The 20,808-nt window shown below is 71.4% G+C and carries 15 protein-coding genes, 1 tRNA gene and 2 pseudogenes; 8 read left to right on the top strand and 10 right to left on the bottom strand.

Features of this window, described 5'->3' with window-relative positions; genetic code table 11:
• Positions 1-411 precede the first annotated feature (411 nt).
• Together AB0435_RS32305 and AB0435_RS32300 are read left to right on the top strand one after the other, a co-directional pair.
• Positions 412-1,800 carry an NAD(P)/FAD-dependent oxidoreductase gene (locus tag AB0435_RS32305; protein WP_366007582.1) on the top strand — a complete coding sequence of 463 codons (1,389 nt, stop codon included), beginning with the start codon at positions 412-414 and terminating at the stop codon, positions 1,798-1,800.
• Positions 1,801-1,995: 195 nt separating this feature from the next.
• On the top strand, positions 1,996-3,309 hold the full coding sequence (locus AB0435_RS32300) for a cyclopropane-fatty-acyl-phospholipid synthase family protein (protein ID WP_366428564.1): 1,314 nt from the start codon (positions 1,996-1,998) through the stop codon (positions 3,307-3,309).
• Positions 3,310-3,400: 91 nt separating this feature from the next.
• On the opposite strand, the gene AB0435_RS32295 is transcribed toward AB0435_RS32300, so the two are convergent.
• Both AB0435_RS32295 and AB0435_RS32290 read right to left on the bottom strand, forming a co-directional pair.
• Entirely contained in the window at positions 3,401-5,932 is a 2,532-nt protein-coding gene (locus AB0435_RS32295; RefSeq protein WP_366428563.1) for an FtsX-like permease family protein, read from the bottom strand.
• 56 nt (positions 5,933-5,988) lie between these two features.
• Positions 5,989-6,777: an ABC transporter ATP-binding protein gene (locus tag AB0435_RS32290; protein WP_366007585.1), complete on the bottom strand. Its 789-nt coding sequence runs from the start codon at positions 6,775-6,777 to the stop codon at positions 5,989-5,991.
• A 401-nt stretch (positions 6,778-7,178) separates the two neighbouring features.
• Here AB0435_RS32290 and AB0435_RS32285 point away from each other — a divergent pair.
• Both AB0435_RS32285 and AB0435_RS32280 read left to right on the top strand, forming a co-directional pair.
• Positions 7,179-7,261, top strand: a tRNA-Leu gene (locus tag AB0435_RS32285).
• A gap of 167 nt (positions 7,262-7,428) precedes the next feature.
• Positions 7,429-8,274 (top strand): Bax inhibitor-1/YccA family protein, encoded by an 846-nt coding sequence (locus tag AB0435_RS32280; protein ID WP_366007586.1) that lies wholly within the window; start codon positions 7,429-7,431, stop codon positions 8,272-8,274.
• A gap of 146 nt (positions 8,275-8,420) precedes the next feature.
• Here AB0435_RS32280 and AB0435_RS32275 read toward each other — a convergent pair whose 3' ends face one another.
• Complete coding sequence (locus tag AB0435_RS32275; protein WP_361525495.1) at positions 8,421-8,651, bottom strand: DUF4287 domain-containing protein; 231 nt, start codon at positions 8,649-8,651, stop codon at positions 8,421-8,423.
• Positions 8,652-8,749: 98 nt separating this feature from the next.
• Here AB0435_RS32275 and AB0435_RS32270 point away from each other — a divergent pair, with 98 nt between their 5' ends.
• Positions 8,750-9,088 carry a hypothetical protein gene (locus AB0435_RS32270; protein ID WP_366007587.1) on the top strand — a complete coding sequence of 113 codons (339 nt, stop codon included), beginning with the start codon at positions 8,750-8,752 and terminating at the stop codon, positions 9,086-9,088.
• Between the two features lie 12 nt (positions 9,089-9,100).
• Here the strand turns inward: AB0435_RS32270 and AB0435_RS32265 are convergent, their stop codons facing one another.
• The 3 genes from AB0435_RS32265 to AB0435_RS32255 all read right to left on the bottom strand — a co-directional run bounded on the left by AB0435_RS32265 (position 9,101) and on the right by AB0435_RS32255 (position 12,887).
• Positions 9,101-9,925, bottom strand: coding sequence for a hypothetical protein (locus tag AB0435_RS32265; protein WP_366428562.1), 825 nt, complete (start codon positions 9,923-9,925; stop codon positions 9,101-9,103).
• 346 nt (positions 9,926-10,271) lie between these two features.
• Positions 10,272-11,492, bottom strand: coding sequence for an acetyl-CoA C-acetyltransferase (locus AB0435_RS32260; protein ID WP_366007589.1), 1,221 nt, complete (start codon positions 11,490-11,492; stop codon positions 10,272-10,274).
• A 375-nt stretch (positions 11,493-11,867) separates the two neighbouring features.
• On the bottom strand, positions 11,868-12,887 hold the full coding sequence (locus AB0435_RS32255) for an SGNH/GDSL hydrolase family protein (protein ID WP_366428561.1): 1,020 nt from the start codon (positions 12,885-12,887) through the stop codon (positions 11,868-11,870).
• A gap of 453 nt (positions 12,888-13,340) precedes the next feature.
• Here AB0435_RS32255 and AB0435_RS32250 point away from each other — a divergent pair, with 453 nt between their 5' ends.
• Positions 13,341-14,741 (top strand): cystathionine beta-synthase, encoded by a 1,401-nt coding sequence (locus AB0435_RS32250; protein WP_366007591.1) that lies wholly within the window; start codon positions 13,341-13,343, stop codon positions 14,739-14,741.
• Between the two features lie 344 nt (positions 14,742-15,085).
• On the opposite strand, the gene AB0435_RS32245 is transcribed toward AB0435_RS32250, so the two are convergent.
• The 3 genes and pseudogenes from AB0435_RS32245 to AB0435_RS32235 all read right to left on the bottom strand — a co-directional run.
• Complete coding sequence (locus tag AB0435_RS32245) at positions 15,086-15,517, bottom strand: hypothetical protein (protein WP_366007592.1); 432 nt, start codon at positions 15,515-15,517, stop codon at positions 15,086-15,088.
• 139 nt (positions 15,518-15,656) lie between these two features.
• Positions 15,657-16,669: pseudogene (locus tag AB0435_RS32240) on the bottom strand (transposase); the annotation flags it as partial.
• A pseudogene (locus AB0435_RS32235) lies at positions 16,662-16,829 on the bottom strand (IS607 family transposase); the annotation flags it as partial. The pseudogenes AB0435_RS32240 and AB0435_RS32235, both read right to left, overlap by 8 nt.
• Positions 16,830-16,914: 85 nt before the next feature.
• On the opposite strand from AB0435_RS32235, the gene AB0435_RS32230 reads away from it, so the two are divergent.
• On the top strand, positions 16,915-18,309 hold the full coding sequence (locus AB0435_RS32230) for an acyl-CoA synthetase (RefSeq protein ID WP_366428560.1): 1,395 nt from the start codon (positions 16,915-16,917) through the stop codon (positions 18,307-18,309).
• 107 nt (positions 18,310-18,416) lie between these two features.
• Positions 18,417-19,268, top strand: a complete 852-nt coding sequence (locus AB0435_RS32225; protein ID WP_366004356.1) for a MurR/RpiR family transcriptional regulator — start codon at positions 18,417-18,419, stop codon at positions 19,266-19,268.
• A gap of 16 nt (positions 19,269-19,284) precedes the next feature.
• Here the strand turns inward: AB0435_RS32225 and AB0435_RS32220 are convergent, their stop codons facing one another.
• On the bottom strand, positions 19,285-20,520 hold the full coding sequence (locus AB0435_RS32220; RefSeq protein ID WP_366428559.1) for an esterase: 1,236 nt from the start codon (positions 20,518-20,520) through the stop codon (positions 19,285-19,287).
• Positions 20,521-20,808 lie beyond the last annotated feature (288 nt).

Here is a 20,808-nt window from a genome sequence, read left to right as displayed (position 1 = left end):
TACTCCTCGGTGTCCTCGGCCGGGGGCTCCGCGCCCTCGCTCAAAAGCCCCTTCGGAAGGCCCCGCGGAGGAAAGTTCGTGAAATCCTTCACATGAAAAAACGGGGCGTCGGGCAAGCAGAAGCTCCGTTGTGCCCCGTTTGGGTCGTTCCAAACCTTCGGCGGCCGGATACCGGGCGGTATCTGTCGAGTTAAAGAGACGCTTATGCGAGCCGCCGTACGGCAGTGGTCTACCCCTCGACAGAGCCGCAAGGCCAGTTCAGCGGCGGTCTTCAACGCGCACACCGGCACCGTGGTTCCCTCTGGACGCTATGGCATGGGTCACGGGGACGGCGGAGTGTAGCAGACCCCTCCCCACTCCTTGTGAAGGGGCTCACGAGCACCCCCGTCCGGAGTGCTGGATACTCGAAACATGAGCACCACGGAGCGTCCACGGATCCTCGTAGTAGGCGGTGGGTACGTCGGCCTGTACGCGGCGCGCCGCATCCTTAAGAAGATGCGGTACGGCGAGGCGACCGTCACGGTCGTCGACCCGCGCTCGTACATGACGTACCAGCCCTTCCTCCCCGAAGCAGCTGCCGGCAGTATCTCCCCCCGCCACGTCGTGGTGCCGCTGCGACGCGTGCTCCCCAAGGCGGAGGTCCTCACCGGCCGCGTCACGACCATCGACCAGGACCGCAAGGTAGCCACGATCGCGCCGCTCGTCGGCGAGGCGTACGAGCTGCCCTTCGACTACCTGGTCGTCGCGCTCGGCGCCGTCTCCCGCACCTTCCCGATCCCCGGCCTCGCCGAGAACGGCATCGGCATGAAGGGCATCGAGGAGGCCATCGGCCTGCGCAACCACGTCCTCGAGCAGCTCGACAAGGCCGACTCGACCACCGACGAGGAGATCCGCCGCAAGGCGCTCACCTTCGTCTTCATCGGCGGCGGCTTCGCCGGCGCGGAGACGGTCGGCGAGGTCGAGGACATGGCCCGCGACGCCGCGAAGTACTACCCGAACGTCAAGCGCGAGGACATGCGCTTCGTTCTGGTCGACGCCGCCGACAAGATCCTCCCCGAGGTCGGCCCGAAGCTCGGCGCCTACGGCAAGCAGCACCTCGAGAGCCGCGGTGTGGAGATCCACCTCGGCACCTCGATGGACTCCTGCGTCGACGGCCACGTCGTGCTGAAGAACGGCCTCGAGGTCGACTCCAACACGATCGTGTGGACCGCGGGCGTCAAGCCCAACCCGGCGCTGGCCCGCTTCGGCCTGCCGCTCGGTCCGCGCGGCCACGTCGACACCTCCGAGACCCTCCAGGTCCAGGGCACCGACTACATCTGGGCCGCGGGCGACAACGCCCAGGTCCCGGACATGGTCGGCCGCAAGGCGGGCAACGAGAACGCCTGGTGCCCGCCGAACGCCCAGCACGCGCTGCGCCAGGCCAAGGTCCTCGGCGACAACGTGGTCTCGGGCATGCGGGGCTTCCCGCAGAAGACGTACGAGCACGCCAACAAGGGTGCGGTGGCGGGTCTCGGCCTCCACAAGGGCGTCGCGATGATCGTCATGGGCAAGATGAAGATCAAGCTCAAGGGCCGTCTCGCCTGGTACATGCACCGCGGTTACCACGGCATGGCCATGCCGACCTTCAACCGCAAGATCCGTGTCTTCGCGGACTGGACCCTGGGCATGTTCCTCAAGCGCGAGGTCGTCTCGCTCGGCGCCATGGAGAACCCCCGCGAGGAGTTCTACGAGGCCGCCAAGCCCGCCCCGCAGATCAAGAAGGACGCCCCGGCCGACAGCACGAAGGCCAAGGCTTCCTGACCTCGGGTCACCCGCCGCGCGCGCCGCGGTCAATACGCCGAAGGGCGTCCACCAATCCGTGGGGTGGACGCCCTTCGGCGTTTCCGGTGACGCACCGCCGATCTAATCTGACGGAACGGGACTACCGGGCCTGCTCTTGGTGTTTAGGTGTCAGTTGAACGTTTCTCCTGACCTTGCATCATGGAGGTGTGCGACATGGCCGACGCCGCTCGACGGCTCACCACGCTCGTGGAAGACGTACGGGGAGCACCGCTCCCCGTCCGGATCCGCGCCTGGGACCGCAGCGAGTACGGCCCGCCGGGCACACCCACCCTGGTCGTCCGCCACCGCCGCGCCCTGCGCCGGCTGCTCTGGAAGCCCGGCGAGCTGGGCCTCGCCCGCGCCTGGGTCGCGGGTGAGATCGACGTCGAGGGCGATCTCTACGAGGCGCTCGACCTGCTCGCCGGCACGCTCTGGGAGCGCGGCGAGGACACCGGCCGCAAGAGCGGCCTCGCCGCCCTGCTGACCGCCGCGCGCGACCCGCGCCTGCGGGCCGCGGCCGCCACGCTGGCCAAGCTCGGCGGCCCCGGCCTCCCGCCCCGCCCGCCCCGCGAGGAGGCCCCGAGGACGGGCGGCCGCCTGCACACCCTGCGCCGCGACAAAGAGGCCATCAGCCACCACTACGACGTGGGCAACGCCTTCTACGAGAAGGTCCTCGGCCCCTCCATGGTCTACTCCTGCGCCTACTGGGAGAGCCCGGACGGCACCCTTGAGGACGCCCAGCGGGCCAAGCTCGACCTGATCTGCCGCAAGCTCGATCTCCGGCCCGGACAGCGGCTGTTGGACGTCGGCTGCGGCTGGGGCTCCATGGTGCTGCACGCGGTGCGGGAGTACGGCGTCAGCGCGGTCGGCATCACCCTCTCCGAGGAGCAGGCCGCGTACGGCCGCAAGCGCGTCGCCGAGGCCGGGCTCACGGACCGCATCGAGATCCGGGTGCAGGACTACCGCGAGATCTCCGACGGCCCCTTCGACGCCATCTCCTCCATCGGCATGGCCGAGCACGTCGGCTCCGCGCGCTACGCGGAGTACGCCGCCGACGTCCACGCCCTCCTCAAGCCGGGCGGCCGCCTGCTCAACCACCAGATCGCGCGGCGCCCGCTGATGGACGAAGAGGGCTACGAGACGGACGAGTTCATAGACCGCTACGTCTTCCCCGACGGCGAGCTGGCCCCGGTGGGCCGGACCGTCGCACAGCTGGAGGAGGCCGGCTTCGAGGTCCGGGACGTCGAGGTGATCCGCGAGCACTACGCGCTGACGCTGCGTCAGTGGGTGCGGAACCTGGAGGCCCACTGGGACGACGCGGTGCGCCTGACGTCCGCGGGCCGGGCGCGGGTCTGGCGCCTCTACATGGCGGCCTGCGCCCTCTCCTTCGAGCGCAACCGCATCGGGGTGAACCAGGTGCTGGCCGTCCGCACGCCGGAGTCGGGTGCGTCCGGGCTGCCGCTGCGTGCGCGGGAGTGGCGGGGCTAGGTCCGTCGCCCCCGGTTGAACGCCCGACGGGCTGGAATCGGCTTGCTCAGCCGGTTCCAGCCCGTCGGTGTGTCTCCGAGGCGATGCGGAGTTACTCCGTCTTGATCGCCGTCAGCATGTTGAGCTTCGCCGCGCGGCGGGCCGGCCAGAGGGCGGCCAGGATGCCCACCAGCGCCGCCATCAGGAGGAAGAAGGCCATCCGGCCCCACGGCAGGACCATCTCGTACGTGCCGAGGCTCTTGCCGAGGAGTTCACCGGCCGCCCAGCCGAGGAACACGCCGAGGCCGACGCCGAGCACGCCGCCGAAGAGCGAGATGACCAGCGACTCCAGCCGGACCATGCGCTTGATGCCCTTGCGGTCCAGGCCGATGGCGCGCAGCATGCCGATCTCCTGCGAGCGCTCGAAGACGGACATCGCGAGGGTGTTGACGACGCCGAGGACGGCGACGATCACGGCCATGGCGAGCAGCCCGTAGAGCATGTTCAGCATCAGGCTGATGCTCGACGCGATGTCGTTGGAGATGTCCTTCTTGTCCTGGATCTGGATGGCCGGGTTGTCACCGAGGGCCTTGCGCAGGGAGTCCTTGGCCGAATCGCTCGCGCCCGCCTTCGTCTTGACCATGACCTGCTGGTCGTTGACGGTGCTCTGGTGCGGGGCGAGGGTCGTGGTGTCGACCATGATGCCGCGCATCAGCTCGTTGCCCTTGTAGACGCCCGAGACGGTGAGCTTGCCGTGCTTGCCGTCCTCGAAGGTGGCGTCGACCGTCGAGCCGAGCTTCCAGCCGTGGGTCTTGGCGGTGCTCTCGTCGACGACCGCCTTGCCGGCGGTGAGGCCGTCGAAGGAACCGGCGGTGAAGTCGAGCTTGGTGAGCTCCGTGATGCTCTTGCCGTCGACGCCGGTCAGCTGCTCGTGGTCGCCGTCGATCCGGGAGGCGGCCATGCGCAGCGGGCTGCTTGCGGTCGTCTCGGGGAGGCTCGCCAGCTTCTTGGCGACGTCCGGGGAGAGCGGGGTCCGCCCCGCCATGGAGACGACGTAGTCGGCCTTGACGGCGGAGGTGGCCATCTTGTCGAGGGCCTGCTGCACGCTGCCCGCGATGACCGTGAGGCCGGTGATCAGGGTGAGGCCGATCATCAGCGCGGAGGCGGTCGCGGCGGTGCGGCGCGGGTTGCGGACCGCGTTCTGCCGGGCGAGCTTGCCGGAGATCCCGAAGAGGCGCAGGACGGGCGCGGCGGCGGCGATCAGCGGGCGGGACAGCAGCGGGGTGAGCACGAAGACGCCGATGAGCAGCAGGCCCGCGCCGAGCCCCATGACGAACTTGCCGTCGTTCATGCCGGTGCCGGCGAGGACGGCGGCGACGCCCGCGCCGGACAGCAGGGCGCCGATGGTGTTGCGCACGACCAGGGAGCGGGTGGTGGCGACGGCGTGCACGCTGTTCATCGCGGCGACCGGCGGGATCTTCGCGGCGCGGCGGCCGGGCAGCCAGGCGGCCAGCATGGTCACGACGATGCCGACGACGAGGGAGGCGACGACCGTGCCGGGGGAGACGACGAGCGGGCCGTCGGGGACGGTGGCTCCGCTGCCGTTCAGCAGGGCGCGCAGGCCGGCGCCGATGCCGATGCCGGCCAGCAGGCCGGTGACGGCGGCGACCGCGCCGACGACGAACGCCTCGACGAGCACCGAGCGGGTGACCTGGCCGCGGCTCGCGCCGACGGCGCGCATCAGGGCCAGCTCCTTGGTGCGCTGGGCGACCAGCATGGTGAAGGTGTTGGCGATGATGAAGATGCCGACGAAGAGCGAGATGGCGGCGAAGGCCAGCATGCCGGTCTTCATGCCGTCCATGGCCTGGGCGATGAACTTGGCCTGCTCGTCGGCCAGCTCCTTGCCGGTGGTGGCTTCGGCGTCCCGCGGCAGGACCTTCTCGACCGCGGCCTTGAGCGCGCTCTGGGACGTACCGGCGGCGGCCTTGACGTCGATCTCGGTGAACTCGCCGGGCTTGGCGTAGAGCCGCTGCGCGGTGGCGGTGTCGAAGAGGGCGAGGCTGCCGCCCGCGGAGACGTTGCCGTCGTCGGTGGTGAAGACGCCGGTGAGCTTCTTCTCCAGGACCGGGCCGTCGACCGAGAGGCGGACGGTGTCGCCGACCTTGTAGCCGCCGCGGTCGGCGGTCTTGGCGTCGAGGGCGATCTCGTTCGCGCCCTGGGGCGCGCGGCCGTCCTTCAGGGGGTAGCGGGAGTCCTTGCCGTCGGCGCCGGGGTAGTAGTTGGCGCCGGAGGAGTTGAAGCCCTCGCCGACGAGCTTGCCGTGCTGGTCGGCTATCGCGGCGAAGCCGCCGACCGAGCCGGTCGCGGAGGCGGCGCCGGGCACCTTGCCGACCTGGTCGAGCAGGTGCTGGGTGAGCTTGGGCGCCTCACCGGGCCTGCTCTTGTCGCGGTCCGCCGTGTGCGGCTGGATCGCGACGTCGACGTGGTCGAAGCCCTTCTGGGAGCTCTTCTGGGAGGCGGCCGAGATGGTGTTGGTGAAGACCAGGGTGCCGGAGACGAAGGCCACGCCGAGCAGCACGGCGAGTACGGTCATCAGCAGCCTGGCCTTGTGCGCGAGCACATTGCGCAAGGCGGTACGGAACATGGGCGGTCAGTCCTGGGGGAGTGGGCTGGCGTGAGCTGGCGGGGCGGGCTGCGTGATCAGCTCGTACGGCCCTTGGCGTCGAAGCGCTTCATGCGGTCGAGGACGGCGTCGGCGGTCGGGCCGTACAGCTCGTCGACGATGCGGCCGTCGGCGAGGAAGACGACGCGGTCGGCGTAGGAGGCGGCGACGGGGTCGTGGGTGACCATGACGACGGTCTGGCCGAGCTCGCGGACGGAGTTGCGCAGGAAGCCGAGGACCTCGGCGCCGGAGCGGGAGTCGAGGTTTCCGGTGGGCTCGTCGGCGAACATGATCTCGGGCTTGCCGGCCAGCGCGCGGGCCACGGCGACGCGCTGCTGCTGGCCGCCGGAGAGCTGGTTGGGCCGGTGCTTCAGGCGCCCGGAGAGACCGACGGTGTCGACGACCATGTCCAGCCACTTCTGGTCGGGCTTGCGGCCGGCGATGTCCATGGGGAGCGTGATGTTCTCCAGGGCGGTCAGGGTCGGCAGCAGGTTGAACGCCTGGAAGATGAAGCCGATCTTGTCGCGCCGGAGGCGGGTGAGCTTCTTGTCGCCCAGCGAGGTCAGCTCGGTGTCACCGATGCGGGCGGAGCCGCGGGAGACGGTGTCGAGGCCGGCCATGCAGTGCATCAGCGTGGACTTGCCGGAGCCGGAGGGGCCCATGATCGCGGTGAACTCGGCCTGGCGGAACTCCACGGAGACCGAGTCCAGCGCGACCACCTGGGTCTCGCCGTGTCCGTAGACCTTGGTGAGATCCGTGGCGTGGGCCGCCACCGCGGTGGGGCGGGCGGCGGTCTGGACGCCGAGGGGGGAGCTGGAGGGGTGCACGGTGGAGCGCTCCGATCGGGACGGGGTGCGGGGGACTTATCCCATCGTCCGTCGCCGATCCGCCCCGGGGATCAGCCCCAGCTCCCGTTCCCGGGACAGACCACGGAGGTATCCGGAAGCGGTCGTCTCCTCCTTGGGTATGACGGGGACCCTGGCCGGACGGCGTCGAGATTGCGACAATTCCGGTCGGTGCCACGGGCGGGGCACGGAGCAGGGGGTATCGGCCCGTGGCATGTGCCTTTGACGCGGTTCTTGCGCTGATGGACCCTCAGTTGCCAATAAAATAAGACAACCTCGGGTCCTCGTTCCGCTGTTTGGGGGGCGCTCCCGGGCTAGGCTCATCCTGCTCTCCTTGTACAGGGAGGCTCGCGCGCCTACCCGCTCGCACGCCCGAGAGCCCTGCCCGGATGGTGGAATGCAGACACGGCGAGCTTAAACCTCGCTGGCCCTTCGGGCCGTGCCGGTTCAAGTCCGGCTCCGGGCACTCTGCTGCTTCATGGCGCCCACTCTCCGTAGGGAACCGACTGCCCCCGGTTCTCGTTCTCCTCCTGTGGCAGGGGAGAAAAGATCGTCCCCCGGTACGAGCTCGTTCCTTTGCCTACCCATTACCCTGGTTCGCAAGGCCGCGCACGGTGGCCATGGAGGAGTGAGATGAGGAGCAGCAACCCGGTCTTCTCGCGAGGGTTCCGCGACAACAACGGCTACGCGGGCTTCACCGCCGGGCCGCAGGCCGGGACCGCGGCCCAGGGAAACCCCTACGCGAGCAACCCCTACGCACAGCCCGCCAACCCCTACGCGCAGGGCGGGCCGGACCTCCGGCAGGGCGCCCCCGCGCAGCCCGGCCGGATGACGATGGACGACGTCGTCATGCGCACGGGCATGACGCTCGGCCTGGTGATCCTCGGCGCCGCCTTCGGCTGGGCCACCGACCTGTCGCCGGTGATCGGCTTCGGCGCCGCCATCGTCGCCGCGGTGCTCGCCATCGTCCAGACGTTCAAGGCGAAGCCCTCCCCGGCGCTCATCCTGGGCTACGCCCTCTTCGAGGGTGTCTTCCTCGGCGTCATCAGCAAGGCGTACAACAATTACGCGGACGGCGCCGCGGTGCAGGCGGTGCTGGGCACCCTCGCCGTCGCCGTCGGCACCCTCATCGCCTACAAGTCCGGCCTGATCCGGGTCAACAACCGCTTCTACCGCGTGGTGACGGCCGCGGCCATCGGCTTCTTCCTGCTGACGATGGTCAATCTGCTGTTCGCCGCCTTCGGCGGCGGTGACGGCCTCGGCCTGCGCAGCGGCGCGCTCGGCATCGGCGTCGGCGTCATCGGCGTGCTGATCGGCGCGGCCTATCTGGCGATGAACTTCAAGGAGATCGAGGACGGCGTGCAGTACGGCGCCCCCCGCAACGCCTCCTGGACGGCCGCCTTCGGCCTGACCATGTCGCTGGTGTGGATCTACCTGGAGATGCTGCGCCTGGTCTCCCTCCTCAACGGCGACGACTGACCCCACGGGGCCGGTCCGCGCCGACCGACGGGCTGACTGACGAAGGGCCCGGGATCCACCTGACAGGTGGATCCCGGGCCCTTCGCCGTGGGTGCCCCGTTGCGCGCCGTGGTGTCGGTGGGTTGACCGGGGAGTGCGTACGTCCGCTACCGCAGCTTGCGTGCTGCCCGCCGGAGGTCGTACTCGTGGACTATCGCTTTGGCGTGGCCATAGGCGAGCTCGTGCTCTCCGCGCAGCCAGCTGACCTTCTCCTCGAAGCGGAGGAGAGAGGGGCCCTCGTCGACCGTGCGCAGCCAGTCGGCGACTTCGCGGCCGGTGCAGTGAGGGATTCGGGAGAGCAGGTTCCGGTGGGTTTCGTCGGAGAAGACGTGGGACATCGGCGCCTCCGGACGCGTCGGATGATGGTCCTTCCTGTCACCGTGCCTGAGTGTTCAGGCGTTGGCAACAGTCCGTCCACAGCGCATAGGCTCACGGCGTGGATGATGTGACGCCTCTTCTGGCCGCCGTGGACGGTTTCGCCGACCGGCTGCGTGCCCTGCCGCAGTCCCGTCTGAGCAGGGGAGCCGCCGCGGAAGCGCTGGCACTCGCTCGTGAGTTGGCGGCGTGGACCCAGCGGATCGAGGAACCGGAGGCCGGCGAGCCGAGGGAGATGCCGGAAGCGGGCATGTTCGCGGTCGCCGACCAAGTGGCCGTGGCCGGTCACGATTTGGCCGAAGCGCTCACCGCGACCGGCGGGAAGCCGCTGCCCGAGGGGATCGGGACGGCCGAGGCGATGGCACTGATCGAGGCGGCGGCCCAGCGCTGCGGGCTCTGACCCCGCCTCCGGCTACAGCGAGGCGATGACGCGGTCCGCCAGGACGTAGATCTTCTCCGTCGCACAGCCGAAGGTCAGGGTGTACGCGCCGGACACGCCGGAGCCGCCCAGCAGCACGGGCGCGTCCCCGGCGCGGAGCGCCTCCGCGAGGCGCTCCGCGGTCTCGCGGTGGCCGGGGGTCATGCAGATCGTGGTGCCGTCGGCGAAGGCGTAGACATCGAGGGTGCCGAGCGGGCCGGGGCGCACGTCGGTGAGCGGTACGCGGGCCTCCGCGAGCTCACCGAGCCGCTCGACGGTGTTCTCGTGGTCGCCCACGAGCGGCATGGGCGAGAAGTCGGGGTGCGAGGGGTGGCGGCGGCGCGCGGCCGCCAGCTCCGGGGACTCGGCCGCCTCGGACTCGGCCGCCGCGTCGAGCGGCTCCAGCCCGACGAAATCCGCCTGCCGGGGCAGATAGCCGCCGTACGGGCCCTCGGGGGCGAGCAGGTCGTCACCGAACCCGGGCAGCCCGCCCAGCAGCGACGGGGCGTCGGTGGCGGCGCTGAGGTCCCGGCTCTCCTGGGCGGCCCAGAACGCGCGGGCCTCGGCCAGCTCCCGCTCCCGCTCCTCGGCGAGGGCGTCGGCGACGGCCGCCCGTATCTCGGAGACCTCCGCCGCGGGCGCGGTGCGGGCCGCGGGCACCGGGGCGACCTCGCGCCGGTCCGCACCGGCGGCCGCCGCGAGATCGGCACGCAGGGCGCTGATCTGCCGGCGGAGGCCACGCGTGCTGTACAGGGCGGCGGCTCCCGCGGCCGTCGCCGTGGCAGCGGCCAGCAGCAGGGCAAGGTTCATGGCGCTCACTGACGTACTCCCGGTTGCTATGGATCCCCCAGATTCCTACCTCAGGTTGACGGTCCGCGCCGTACGGCCCCAGTGCGAAACGTCATGAAACGGACGGGACTTAGGTCCGGGACGTTCTTCCTTCAACATCCCTGACCTGGGGAAACGAATCGCCCTCACGACGCAGGTCACATCCTGGGGGCGATTCGGTCACGTTCACATACGGAATGCTGCGTGACTGTTCCTGACCGGCTGAGTCGTGTTTCAGCTCAGCCGCCAGTTTTCTCGGCCGCGTCTTCGCTGCGCTTCCGCTGCGCTTCCGCTGCGCTTCCGCTGCGCTTCCGCTGCGCTTCCGCTGCGCTTCCGCTCAGCTCAGCCGCTCGATGACCATCGCCATGCCCTGGCCGCCGCCCACGCACATCGTCTCCAGGCCGAACTGCTTGTCGTGCCACTGGAGCGAGTTGATGAGCGTGCCCGTGATGCGCGCGCCGGTCATGCCGAAGGGGTGGCCGACCGCGATCGCGCCGCCGTTGACGTTGACCTTGTCCAGGTCGGCGCCCAGCGCCCGGTAGGAGGGGATGACCTGGGCGGCGAACGCCTCGTTGATCTCGATCAGGTCGATGTCGCCGATGCCGAGCCCGGCCCGGCGCAGCGCCTGCTCGCTCGCCTCGACCGGGCCGAAGCCCATGATCTCGGGGGAGAGGGCGGAGACGCCGGTGGAGACGATCCGGGCGAGCGGGGTCAGGCCCAGCTCCCGCGCCTTGGTGTCGGACATGATCACCAGGGCGGCGGCGCCGTCGTTCAGCGGGCAGCAGTTGCCCGGCGTGATCAGGCCGTCCGGGCGGAAGGACGGCTTCAGGCCCTGCACGCCCTCCAGCGTCACACCCGCGCGCGGGCCGTCGTCCTTGCTCACGACCGTGCCGTCAGGGGTGGTGACCGGCGTGATCTCGCGTGCCCAGAAGCCCTTCTCGATGGCTTCCTCGGCGAGGTTCTGCGAGCGGACGCCGAACTCGTCCATCTCCTGCCGGGTGATCCCCTTCAGGCGGGCGAGGTTCTCCGCGGTCTGGCCCATCGCGATGTACGCGTCCGGCACCAGGCCGTCCTCGCGCGGGTCGTGCCACTCGTCCCCGCCCTGCTCGGCGCGGGCGGCCGTACGGGCCTCGGCGTCGGCGAAGAAGGGGTTGTGGCTGCCCGGCATGCCGTCGGAGGTGCCGTGCACGCTCCGCGAGACCGTCTCGACGCCCGCCGAGATGAAGACGTCGCCCTCGCCGGCCTTGATCGCGTGCAGTGCCATCCGCGACGTCTGGAGCGAGGAGGAGCAGTAGCGGGTGATCGTGCAGCCGGGCAGGTGGTCCATGCCCATCTGCACGGCCACGATCCGGCCGAGGTTGTGACCCTGCTCGCCGCCGGGCAGGCCGCAGCCGAGCATCAGGTCGTCGATGTCGCGCGGGTCGAGCTCGGGGACCTTCGCGAGTGCGGCCCCGATGATCGTCGCGGTCAGGTCGTCGGCCCGCACGTCCTTCAGCGAGCCCTTGAAGGCGCGACCGATCGGGGAGCGGGCGGTTGAGACGATCACGGCTTCGGGCATCACGGCTCCAGGGGGCGTGAGTGGGCTGGACTCTGATGGAAGTTACCCGCGCGTAAGGCTGGGGTCACGGGGGCTTCGCTGTGATGCGGAACTCTTTTCCAAGCGTACGCTTTCCGCTGGGTGCGGTTGCCTTGTCGGGTGCGGGTCCGTTGCCGCCTGCGGCGGGGGGCGCCCTGCGGGCGCGTCCTCAATCGCCGGACGGGCTGGTTTTGGCTGATGTGGGTGCGTATTCAGCCTGTCCGGCGTTTGAGGACAGCGCGCGAAGCGTGCTTCGGGGGTCTGGGGGCTTGCCCCCCACGCGGCGGAGCCGCACATCAGACGCAGCCGGGAAGGGGCGGGGCTGGGGAACAAAGCCCGCCGCAGGCGACAAGTGGATCAGCCCCGGGTCGCGCGGGACCACATGTGGTGAGGAGTCGCCTCCGTGTGAGACGGCAGGCGACGCCGTTTGCGGTGCTTCAGGAGCGCCCAGCGCCCGCGGGCCGCCGTGACCTCCGTGCCGCCCTCGGACGCCGCCTCCGCCGCCGCCCGGGCCACCGGCAGGATGCCCTCGCGGCGGGCCGCGTCCGGGCGCTCCTCGTCCTCCGGCCAGAGGCCGAGCGCCGCGCAGAGCGTGGGGAGGACGGCCATGGCCGCCGTCGCGTACCCCTCGGCAGAGGGGTGGTAGTTGTCCGGACCGAACAGCTCCCGGGGGTTCTGCTCGAACTCCGGCCCCAGCAGCGCGCCCAGCGAGACCGTACGGCCCCCGGCCTCCAGCACTCCTATCGTCTGCGCCGCCGCCAGCTGCCGGCTCTGCCGCCGGGCCACCCAGCGCAGCGGCTGGTAGACCGGCTCGATGGTGCCCAGGTCCGGGCAGGTGCCCACCACCACCTCGCTGCCCGCCTCGCGCAGCCGGCGGACGGCGTCGGAGAGCAGGCGTACGGAGCGGGCGGCGGGCATGCCGTGGGTGACGTCGTTGGCGCCGATCATGATCACGCAGACGTCGGGGGCGCGGACGCCCTCCTCGACCAGCAGGGTCACCTGCCGGTCCAGGTCGTGCGACTGGGCGCCGGACAGCGCCACGTTGCGCAGCTCCACCGGCCGCTCGGCGACCGCGGCGAGCCCCGACGCCAGCAGGGCGCCGGGCGTCTGGCGGGGCCGGTGCACGCCCTGGCCCGCGGCGGTGGAGTCGCCGAGGACGCCCAGGAGCAGCGGGTCGCGGCCCAGCCGGTGGACGAACGCCGAGCCGTAGCGGCCGTCCGCGTGCGGGGGCGCCTCGTGCCGGCCGCCGACGATCCGCCGGGCGAGCCGGGCCTCGGTGAGCAGGACGCCGAACGCGGTGGCGCCGAGCAGGCCGATGCCGCCGCCGCCGTACGCCGCGGCGGCGGCGATGCGTCGGGCTGCGCGCGCCCTGGACATGGTCCGCTCACCTCCTGCTGCTGGTTCTTTCCCCAGCCCCGGCCCTTCCCGAAACGGGATGCTTGTTCAGGCCCCCGGGTGCGGGTCGGTTGGCGCCTGCGGCGGGCTTGTTCCCCAGCCCCGCCCCTTCCCGGAACTGGGGCTCGTGCCCCAGGCCCCCGGCTGCGGGCCCGTTGCCGCCTGCGGCGGGGGCGCCCTCCGGGCGCGTCCTCAATCGCCGGACGGGCTGAGTTGCGCGCCCGGGCCGAAGGATCAAGGCAACGGTCCGCACAAACCAGCCCGTCCGGCGATTGAGGACAACGCGGCGAAGCCGTGTTGCGGGGGTCCGGGGCGCAGCCCCGGTTCCAGGAGCAATGAAGATCACCCGCACCCGACCGGCCGAGCGCGGACGCGCATAGGCTGGGCGCATGGGCACGCGACCGACCGCTAGTGCCCCCGACCGCGGAGATCACCGTGCAGTATCACGATTCGATGATCGAGCTCATTGGCAACACCCCGCTGGTGAAGCTCAACAACGTGACCGAAGGCATTCAGGCCACCGTCCTCGCCAAGGTCGAGTACCTCAACCCCGGCGGCTCGGTGAAGGACCGTATCGCCGTGCGGATGATCGAGGCCGCGGAGAAGTCCGGTGAGCTCAAGCCGGGCGGGACGATCGTGGAGCCGACGTCGGGCAACACGGGTGTGGGTCTGGCGATCGTGGCCCAGCAGAAGGGCTACAAGTGCATCTTCGTCTGCCCGGACAAGGTGTCCATGGACAAGATCAACGTGCTGCGTGCCTACGGCGCCGAGGTCGTGGTCTGCCCGACCGCCGTCGACCCCGAGCACCCCGACTCGTACTACAACGTCTCCGACCGCCTCGTCCGTGAGACGCCCAACGCCTGGAAGCCCGACCAGTACAGCAACCCCAACAACCCGCGGTCCCACTACGAGACCACCGGTCCGGAGATCTGGGAGCAGACGGAGGGGAAGATCACCCACTTCGTCGCGGGCGTCGGCACCGGTGGCACCATCAGCGGCACCGGCCGCTATCTGAAGGACGTCAGCAAGGGCGAGGTCAAGGTCATCGGCTCCGACCCGGAGGGCTCGGTCTACAGCGGCGGTTCGGGCCGGCCGTATCTGATCGAGGGCGTCGGCGAGGACTTCTGGCCGACCGCCTACGACGGGACTGTCGCGGACGAGATCGTCCCGGTCTCCGACAAGGACGCCTTCCAGATGACGCGCCGCCTGGCCAAGGAGGAGGGCCTGCTGGTCGGCGGCTCCTGCGGCATGGCCGTCGTCTCCGCGCTGCGCGTCGCCGAGGGGCTCGGCCCGGACGACGTCGTCGTCGTGCTGCTGCCCGACAGCGGCCGCGGTTACCTCAGCAAGATCTTCAACGACGAGTGGATGGCCAACTACGGCTTCCTGGACGAGGGCGGCGCGACCGCCCGCGTCGCCGACGTCCTCAAGCGCAAGGACGGCGAGCTCCCCTCGCTGGTGCACATGCACCCCGAGGAGACCGTCGGCGAGGCCATCGAGGTGCTCCGCGAGTACGGCGTCTCGCAGATGCCCATCGTCAAGCCGGGCGCTGGGCACCCCGATGTGATGGCCGCCGAGGTCGTCGGCTCGGTCGTCGAACGGGAGCTGCTGGACGCGCTGTTCACCAAGCGCGCCTCGCTCTCCGACCCGCTGGAGAAGCACATGTGCGCCCCGCTGCCGCAGGTCGGCTCCGGTGAGCCGGTCTCGGGCCTGATGGCCGTGCTCGGCAGCGCCGACGCCGCGGTCGTGCTGGTCGAGGGCAAGCCGAAGGGTGTGGTGAGCCGTCAGGACCTGCTCGCCTTCCTCGCGGAGGACGCGAACGGCACCCCGGCCAAGTAGGGGCCAAGTAGGCCGCCGCCGTCAGGTGAACGGCAAGAGGCGCATGCGGCCCGTAAAGGGTACGTATGCGTCACGCGCCCGCAGCACGGACTTAACAACGGTCCGGCATATTGAGGGGTGTCGGCAGGGAGCGTGCTCCCGGGCCGGCAGCCCGAAGCGGCGGCAGGACTTCCGGAGCGGCTCCCGGACTCCACGGCCGTCCGGACGCGGAGGACCGGCCCAGGCCGGGGCCCGTGTCCTCGCGGGGACCGCCGTCGTCCCGACCCCGGCCCAGGCCGGGGTACGGCGGCCCCCGCGCTCCATTTTGTGCCCGCCGGTTCGACGGCTCCGCTCGCGGAACCGGGCTACTTCCAGTCGGAATCCGGCTTGTGCCGCCCCGGCCAGGGGAACGCCCCGGAGGAATTCAGGGCGTTGACGCCCACGATGCCCGCCCAGCACACCACCAGGCCCGGCAGGTGCGCGTTGACCACGGCGATGGCGGACAGCGGGATCGCCAGCACCAGGGAGATCGCGGCGAAGCCGAAGCGCTCGCCGAAATTGCCGACGCCCGGGCCGCCCGCGCCGGGGCGGGCGCCGCGGGCGACGCTCATCTGCGCTTCGGCGAGGTGCCTGCGCACCCGCCGGTCGATCGCCTCGTCGAGCTTCTCGTCGACCTTCTCCAGGAAGCTGTCGACGAGCTCACGCTCGTACTCCTGGCCCAGCTCCTTGCGGGTCTGGAGTGTCGCGTCGAGTTCCTTGCGCAGCTCGGGCTTGAGGTCGGGGTCATGGGCCGTCATGGCTATGACGATACGGTCGGAGCCGCCCCGCGTCGCTGGGGTTAGCACCCGTATCCGCAGTGGGGGACGTCCCCGGCCCACCGGGCCGCCGCCCCCGTGGAAGGAGCAGTACGTGCACGGACCGACCGTACCGTTCCTGCAAACTGAGCGGGAGTGGGTCCTGTTGCCGGGACTCATGCTCAGCCGGACGCCCCGAACGGTGTTGGGTGTCCTGGTTCCCCGCGTTCGCTCCGTTTCCGGGCGGCACGCATCTGGTGCGTGGTCCGGGGATGTGGGGGCGGGGTTCCTCACGTCCTGGGGAGCCTGGTTCGGCCTGGACGGTCCGATGCCCGTACCCATCGCTCTGGTGGGTACGGGGCGGTGTCGTCCGTCGCCGGATCGGGTGTCCCAGGGCGCGCCTTCCGATTGCCACGGCGGCAGCGTCGTGGCGAGTGGTCTTCCTGGTGTTGCTGGTGAGGGGCTTCTGCCAGTGCTGGGCGCCCCACCTCGAGGTGTACGCAGGGTCGACGGCGATGACGGTGATGCCGAGTTCGGCCGCCATGCTGACGAGACGGGCCCGCAGCTTCCCGGTGGGCATGCCGGAGATGAGCTGCCGGAACATCTTGCGCCCTCGGTGCTTTTCGCGGGTGGTCTCCGTGGTGAAGTCCAGGTTCTCGACCGCGATCGCGAGGCCGTGCCGCTTGGCCCAGTGCAGGAGGCGGATGAGGGCGTGGCGGACCTGGGCGTCGCGATGCTGCGCGGTGCCGGACAGGTCGTAGTCGAAGCGGTGCGGCTGTCCGGCCGGGTTGCCGTGTTCGTCGAGGCGCCAGGCGGCCAGGTGATCGGCGTTGGCGTCCACGCCGATCATGCCATCGGCGCGGGCCGCCTCCAGGGGAACGGCCTGGTGATACTCCCCGCCCAGCGGGACGAGGACCTACCCGTCAGAGCCTGCTTACGCCGAGCCCACCGGTCACTGTCATGCTCCAGACCGTCACGGCAACGGGCCTTCAGGTCACGGGACGCGAGCGAGGCAAGGTGACCGCCAACCGCACGCAGGACTTCCCCGTCCCCACATGTGAGGCCCTTGAGCCGGTCCCGGATCGCGACACCGGACGGGCCGGGTACAACGAACGGCACCTCGACCGGCCGGAGTTGCTTTACGGAGTCAGTCATGCCCAGCGGCCTGAAGTGCCTTGCGGGCCCGGTCCTTCACCAAGCGGCGACCATACAGACGGGCACAGAGCAACGTCAGCACCTCCACTATGTCTCGTACGAGGCCGTCATCGGCTTCACCGTCATCCAGCACGACCAAGTGCCGCCCGGATGCGGCAAGACCGCCACACCGCCTGCGGATGCACCCCCTGGACCCGCGCCCACTGTGTCAGATTCACAACCACGACAGTACGAGGCACTCACTCATGAATACTAACGATCACTCATATATCACTGGAAAGAGTCCGGTTCCACCCCTGCTTGCGTCCCTCACCGCCGGGACCGATTCCGCCGATGCCCTCACCGTCGCCGGCCGCCCCTGCTCGCGGGAGGAACTGCTGGGCGCCGCACGGGCGGTGGCTGCCCGCGTCGCCGGCGCGCCCTGCGTGGCCGTACAGGCGGAGGCCACGCTGGAGACCGTGGCGGCCGTCGTGGGCGGGCTGCTCGCCGGGGTGCCCGTGGTGCCGCTGCCACCGGACGCCGGGCCCGCCGAACGCGACCACATCCTGCGGGACTCCGGCGCCGAGCTGGTCCTGGGCACCGGGGGAGACGTCCCGGTCGACATACGGGAACGGGCCGACTGGACCGGCCCCGAGGCGGACCCCGCCGGCACCGCCCTGATCCTCTACACCTCGGGCACCACCGGTTCGCCCAAGGGCGTCGAGATCCCGCGCGGCGCCGTCGCCGCGGGCCTGGACGGGCTGGCCGACGCCTGGCGGTGGACGGCCGAGGACACCCTCGTGCACGGCCTGCCGCTGTTCCACGTGCACGGCCTGGTCCTCGGTGTGCTGGGCGCGCTGCGCACCGGCAGCCGCCTGGTGCACACCGGCCGCCCCACCCCGGAGGCGTACGCGGCGGCGGGCGGCAGCCTTTACTTCGGAGTGCCGACCGTGTGGTCCCGCGTCGCACGCGACCCGGCCGCCGCCCGCGCGCTGGGCAAGGCGCGGCTGCTGGTGTCGGGCAGCGCCGCGCTGCCCGCGCCCGTCTTCCGCGACCTGGAACAGCTCACCGGGCAGCGGCCCGTCGAGCGCTACGGCATGACGGAGACCCTCATCACCCTCTCCACCCGCGCCGACGGCGAGCGCCGCCCCGGCTCGGTGGGCCTGCCGCTGCCCGGCGTGCGGACGCGGCTCGCGCGGACCGAGAACGGCATCGGCGAGCTGGAGCTGTGCGGGCCGACGCTCTTCACCGGCTACCTGGGCCGCCCGGAGGCGACCGCGGCCGCGCACACGGAGGACGGCTGGTTCCGTACGGGCGACATCGCCACCGTCGAGCCCGACGGCATGCACCGCATCGTGGGCCGCGCCTCCACCGACCTCATCAAGTCCGGCGGTTACCGCGTCGGCGCGGGCGAGGTCGAGAACGCGCTGCTCGACCACCCGGCCGTGAGCGAGGCCGCCGTCGTGGGCGTCCCGCACGAGGACCTCGGCCAGGAGATCGTCGCCTACGTCGTGGCCGACGGCGTGAGCGAGCGGGCGCTGATCGACTTCGTGGCCGGGCACCTGTCCGTGCACAAGCGGCCGCGCCGCGTCCGTTTCCTGGCGGCGCTGCCCCGCAACGCGATGGGCAAGCCGCAGAAGAAGCTGCTTCCGCCCGTGTGAGCCACGCGCCCGCCCCGGGCCCTGCATAATTCCATGCAGAGCCCGGGATCGGTGAATGGCCGAGGTGGTCCGGGACCGCGCACAGCCGACGACCGATGGAGGGCCCGATGAGCGACAACGGAGGCGAACCCGAAGCCACCGCCCGGCTGCAGAAGCTCTTCGAGGGCCACCGGCTGACCCCCACCCAACGGCGCATCGCCCACTGCATGGTGCGGCGCTCCGCCGACGCGCCCTTCCTCTCCAGCGTCGAGCTCGCCGAGCTCGCCGGTGTCAGCCAGCCCTCCGTGACCCGCTTCGCCGTCGCCCTCGGCTTCGACGGCTACCCCGCGCTCCGGCGGCACCTGCGCGACGTCGTCCCGGCCGCCGCGACGGACGGCGACAGCTCGTACAACGAATACCAGCAGGCAGTCCAGGCGGAGATCGACAACCTCCGCCACCTCTCCTCGCTGCTCGCCGACGCCGGGCCCGTCACCCGCGCCGGGCGGCTGCTCGCCCGCTCCCGGCCGCTGCCCGTGCTCGGGCTGCGCGCCGCCACCGCGCAGGCCGCCGGGTTCGCCTACTTCGCGCGCAAGGTCCACCCCGACGTGCGGCTCCTGGACGAGGGCGGCACGCTGCTCGCCGACCGCGTCGACGCGGCCGTGCGCGCCGGGGCGAGCGCCCTGCTGTGCTTCGCGCTGCCCCGCCACCCGCGCGAGGTCGTCGAGGCGCTGGAGTACGCGCGTGGCGAGGGGCTGACGGTCGTCACCGTCGCGGACTCCACCTTCGCCCCCGTCGCCCGCCACAGCGACCTCCTCCTGCCCGCCGCCGTCGGCACAGGCCTCGCCTTCGACACCGCCTGCGCGCCGATGCTCCTGGGACGGGTGCTCCTGGAGTCCATGTGCGACGCGCTGCCGGACGCGCAGGCGCGGCTGGAGGAGTTCGACGCGAAGGCGGCGGCCCGGGGCCTGTTCGTGGAGTAGCCCGGGGCGCGGGGCCTCAGTGCTCGCGGACCATCTCCGGGAAGCGGGCCGACGGGCCGTCCAGGAGCCGGTCGTCGTGGCCCTTGAGGAACCGGTCGAAGAACGACACCACGTACGCGCGTTCCGCCGCCACCGCCCGCCCCGGCGGCACGGACCCGATGCCCTTCCCCAGCCGCTCCGCCGTCAGCGCGCCCCGCTCGGCGAACGCGGGCAGCAGGGAGGGCGCGTCGGTGTACGTACCGTGCTCGGCTCCCGTCATCTTCCACTCCGCCTGCCAGCCGCGCGCGTGCTGCCGGAACGCGTCCCACGACGGCCTGTTGTCGGCCGCCCCCGCGCCGTCCGAGCCCAGCAGGAGGAACGGCCGGCCGACGCCCTCGCGCGCCGCGGTGCTCAGGGTCTGGCCGGAGGCGTCCGGCAGCGGGAAGTCCATCTGCCCGTCCATATTGATGCCCGCCTTCACCCGGCGGTCGTCGTGCGCCGTCTGGGCCGCGGTGAACCCGCCCGCGGACTGCCCGGCCATCCCCACGCGCCCGAGGTCCATCGAGTGCCCCAGCCCGCTCGGCAGCCCCGCCCGCCACTTCGCGTCGCCCAGCGTGTCCAGGACGAACCGGCTGTCGCCCACCCGTGCCTTCATCGCCGTCCGCAGCGTCTCGTCGACCTTCTCCACCGGCGCGCCGGCGAGCGAGGGCAGCACGGACTCGGCCAGCCGTCCGCCGGGGAGGCGCACCTCGGACGCGTCGAAGGTGTGGTCGACGGTGACGACCACGTAGCCGCGCGAGGCCAGCTCCTCCACGAGCCCGGTGTTCCAGGTGCGGGGGTCGCCCAGGCCGGACGAGTACAGCACCACCGGCAGCCCCCGACTCCCGCGCGCCACGGGCGCGTCCACGCGCGCGTGCGTACGCGTGGCCGCCCAGTCGGCGGCGCCCGCTGTCACCCCGTAGTTGAAGACGCCGGCGCCACGGCCGGAACCGAAGTGCGCGGCGGAGGGCCCGTCCATCTGCGGCGCGATTCCCTGCCGCCCCGGTTCCGCCGGATAGAACAGGCTGACCATCACCTCCCGGTCACCCCCTTTCCACGGATCCTTACGGCCGGTGTCCACGAGATGCCGGGTGGCCGTACCGACGGCGTACGGGCCGGTGGGTGCGGGCAGTTGGGCCTGCGCTTGCGCGTGCGCGCGGGGTACGGGGGCGAGGGCGCTCAGCAGCCCGGTCACCGCCAGCGCGCCGACGGCGAGGAGAGCTCGCCGCTTCAATTGCCGTTCCTGTGCCATGGGGGTGGGCCCTTCTGGTTCGCTCGCCGATGCCGGCGAATCTAGGGCGTGGGTGGGGGTGGGGGCGTCATACGGCGGGGCCAAGGTGGGGGTGATACCTGGGTACGACGTGTTCCCCAGCCCCGCCCCTTCCCGAAACCGGGGAGACCCCGGACCCCAGCGGCCTGCGGCCGCGTCCTCAATCGCCGGACGGGCTTGGATGGTGCGGACCGTGGCCAACGCGCGGTTCGGGGGTCTGGGGGCTTGCCCCCAGTTTCGGGAAGGGGCGGG

The sequence above is a fragment of the Streptomyces sp. NPDC051173 genome (assembly GCF_040689515.1).
In the GTDB taxonomy this organism is placed as follows: Bacteria; Actinomycetota; Actinomycetes; order Streptomycetales; family Streptomycetaceae; genus Streptomyces.
The sequence above is the reverse complement of the archived record's forward strand: the minus strand, read 5'-3'. Positions and strand labels throughout refer to the sequence as shown.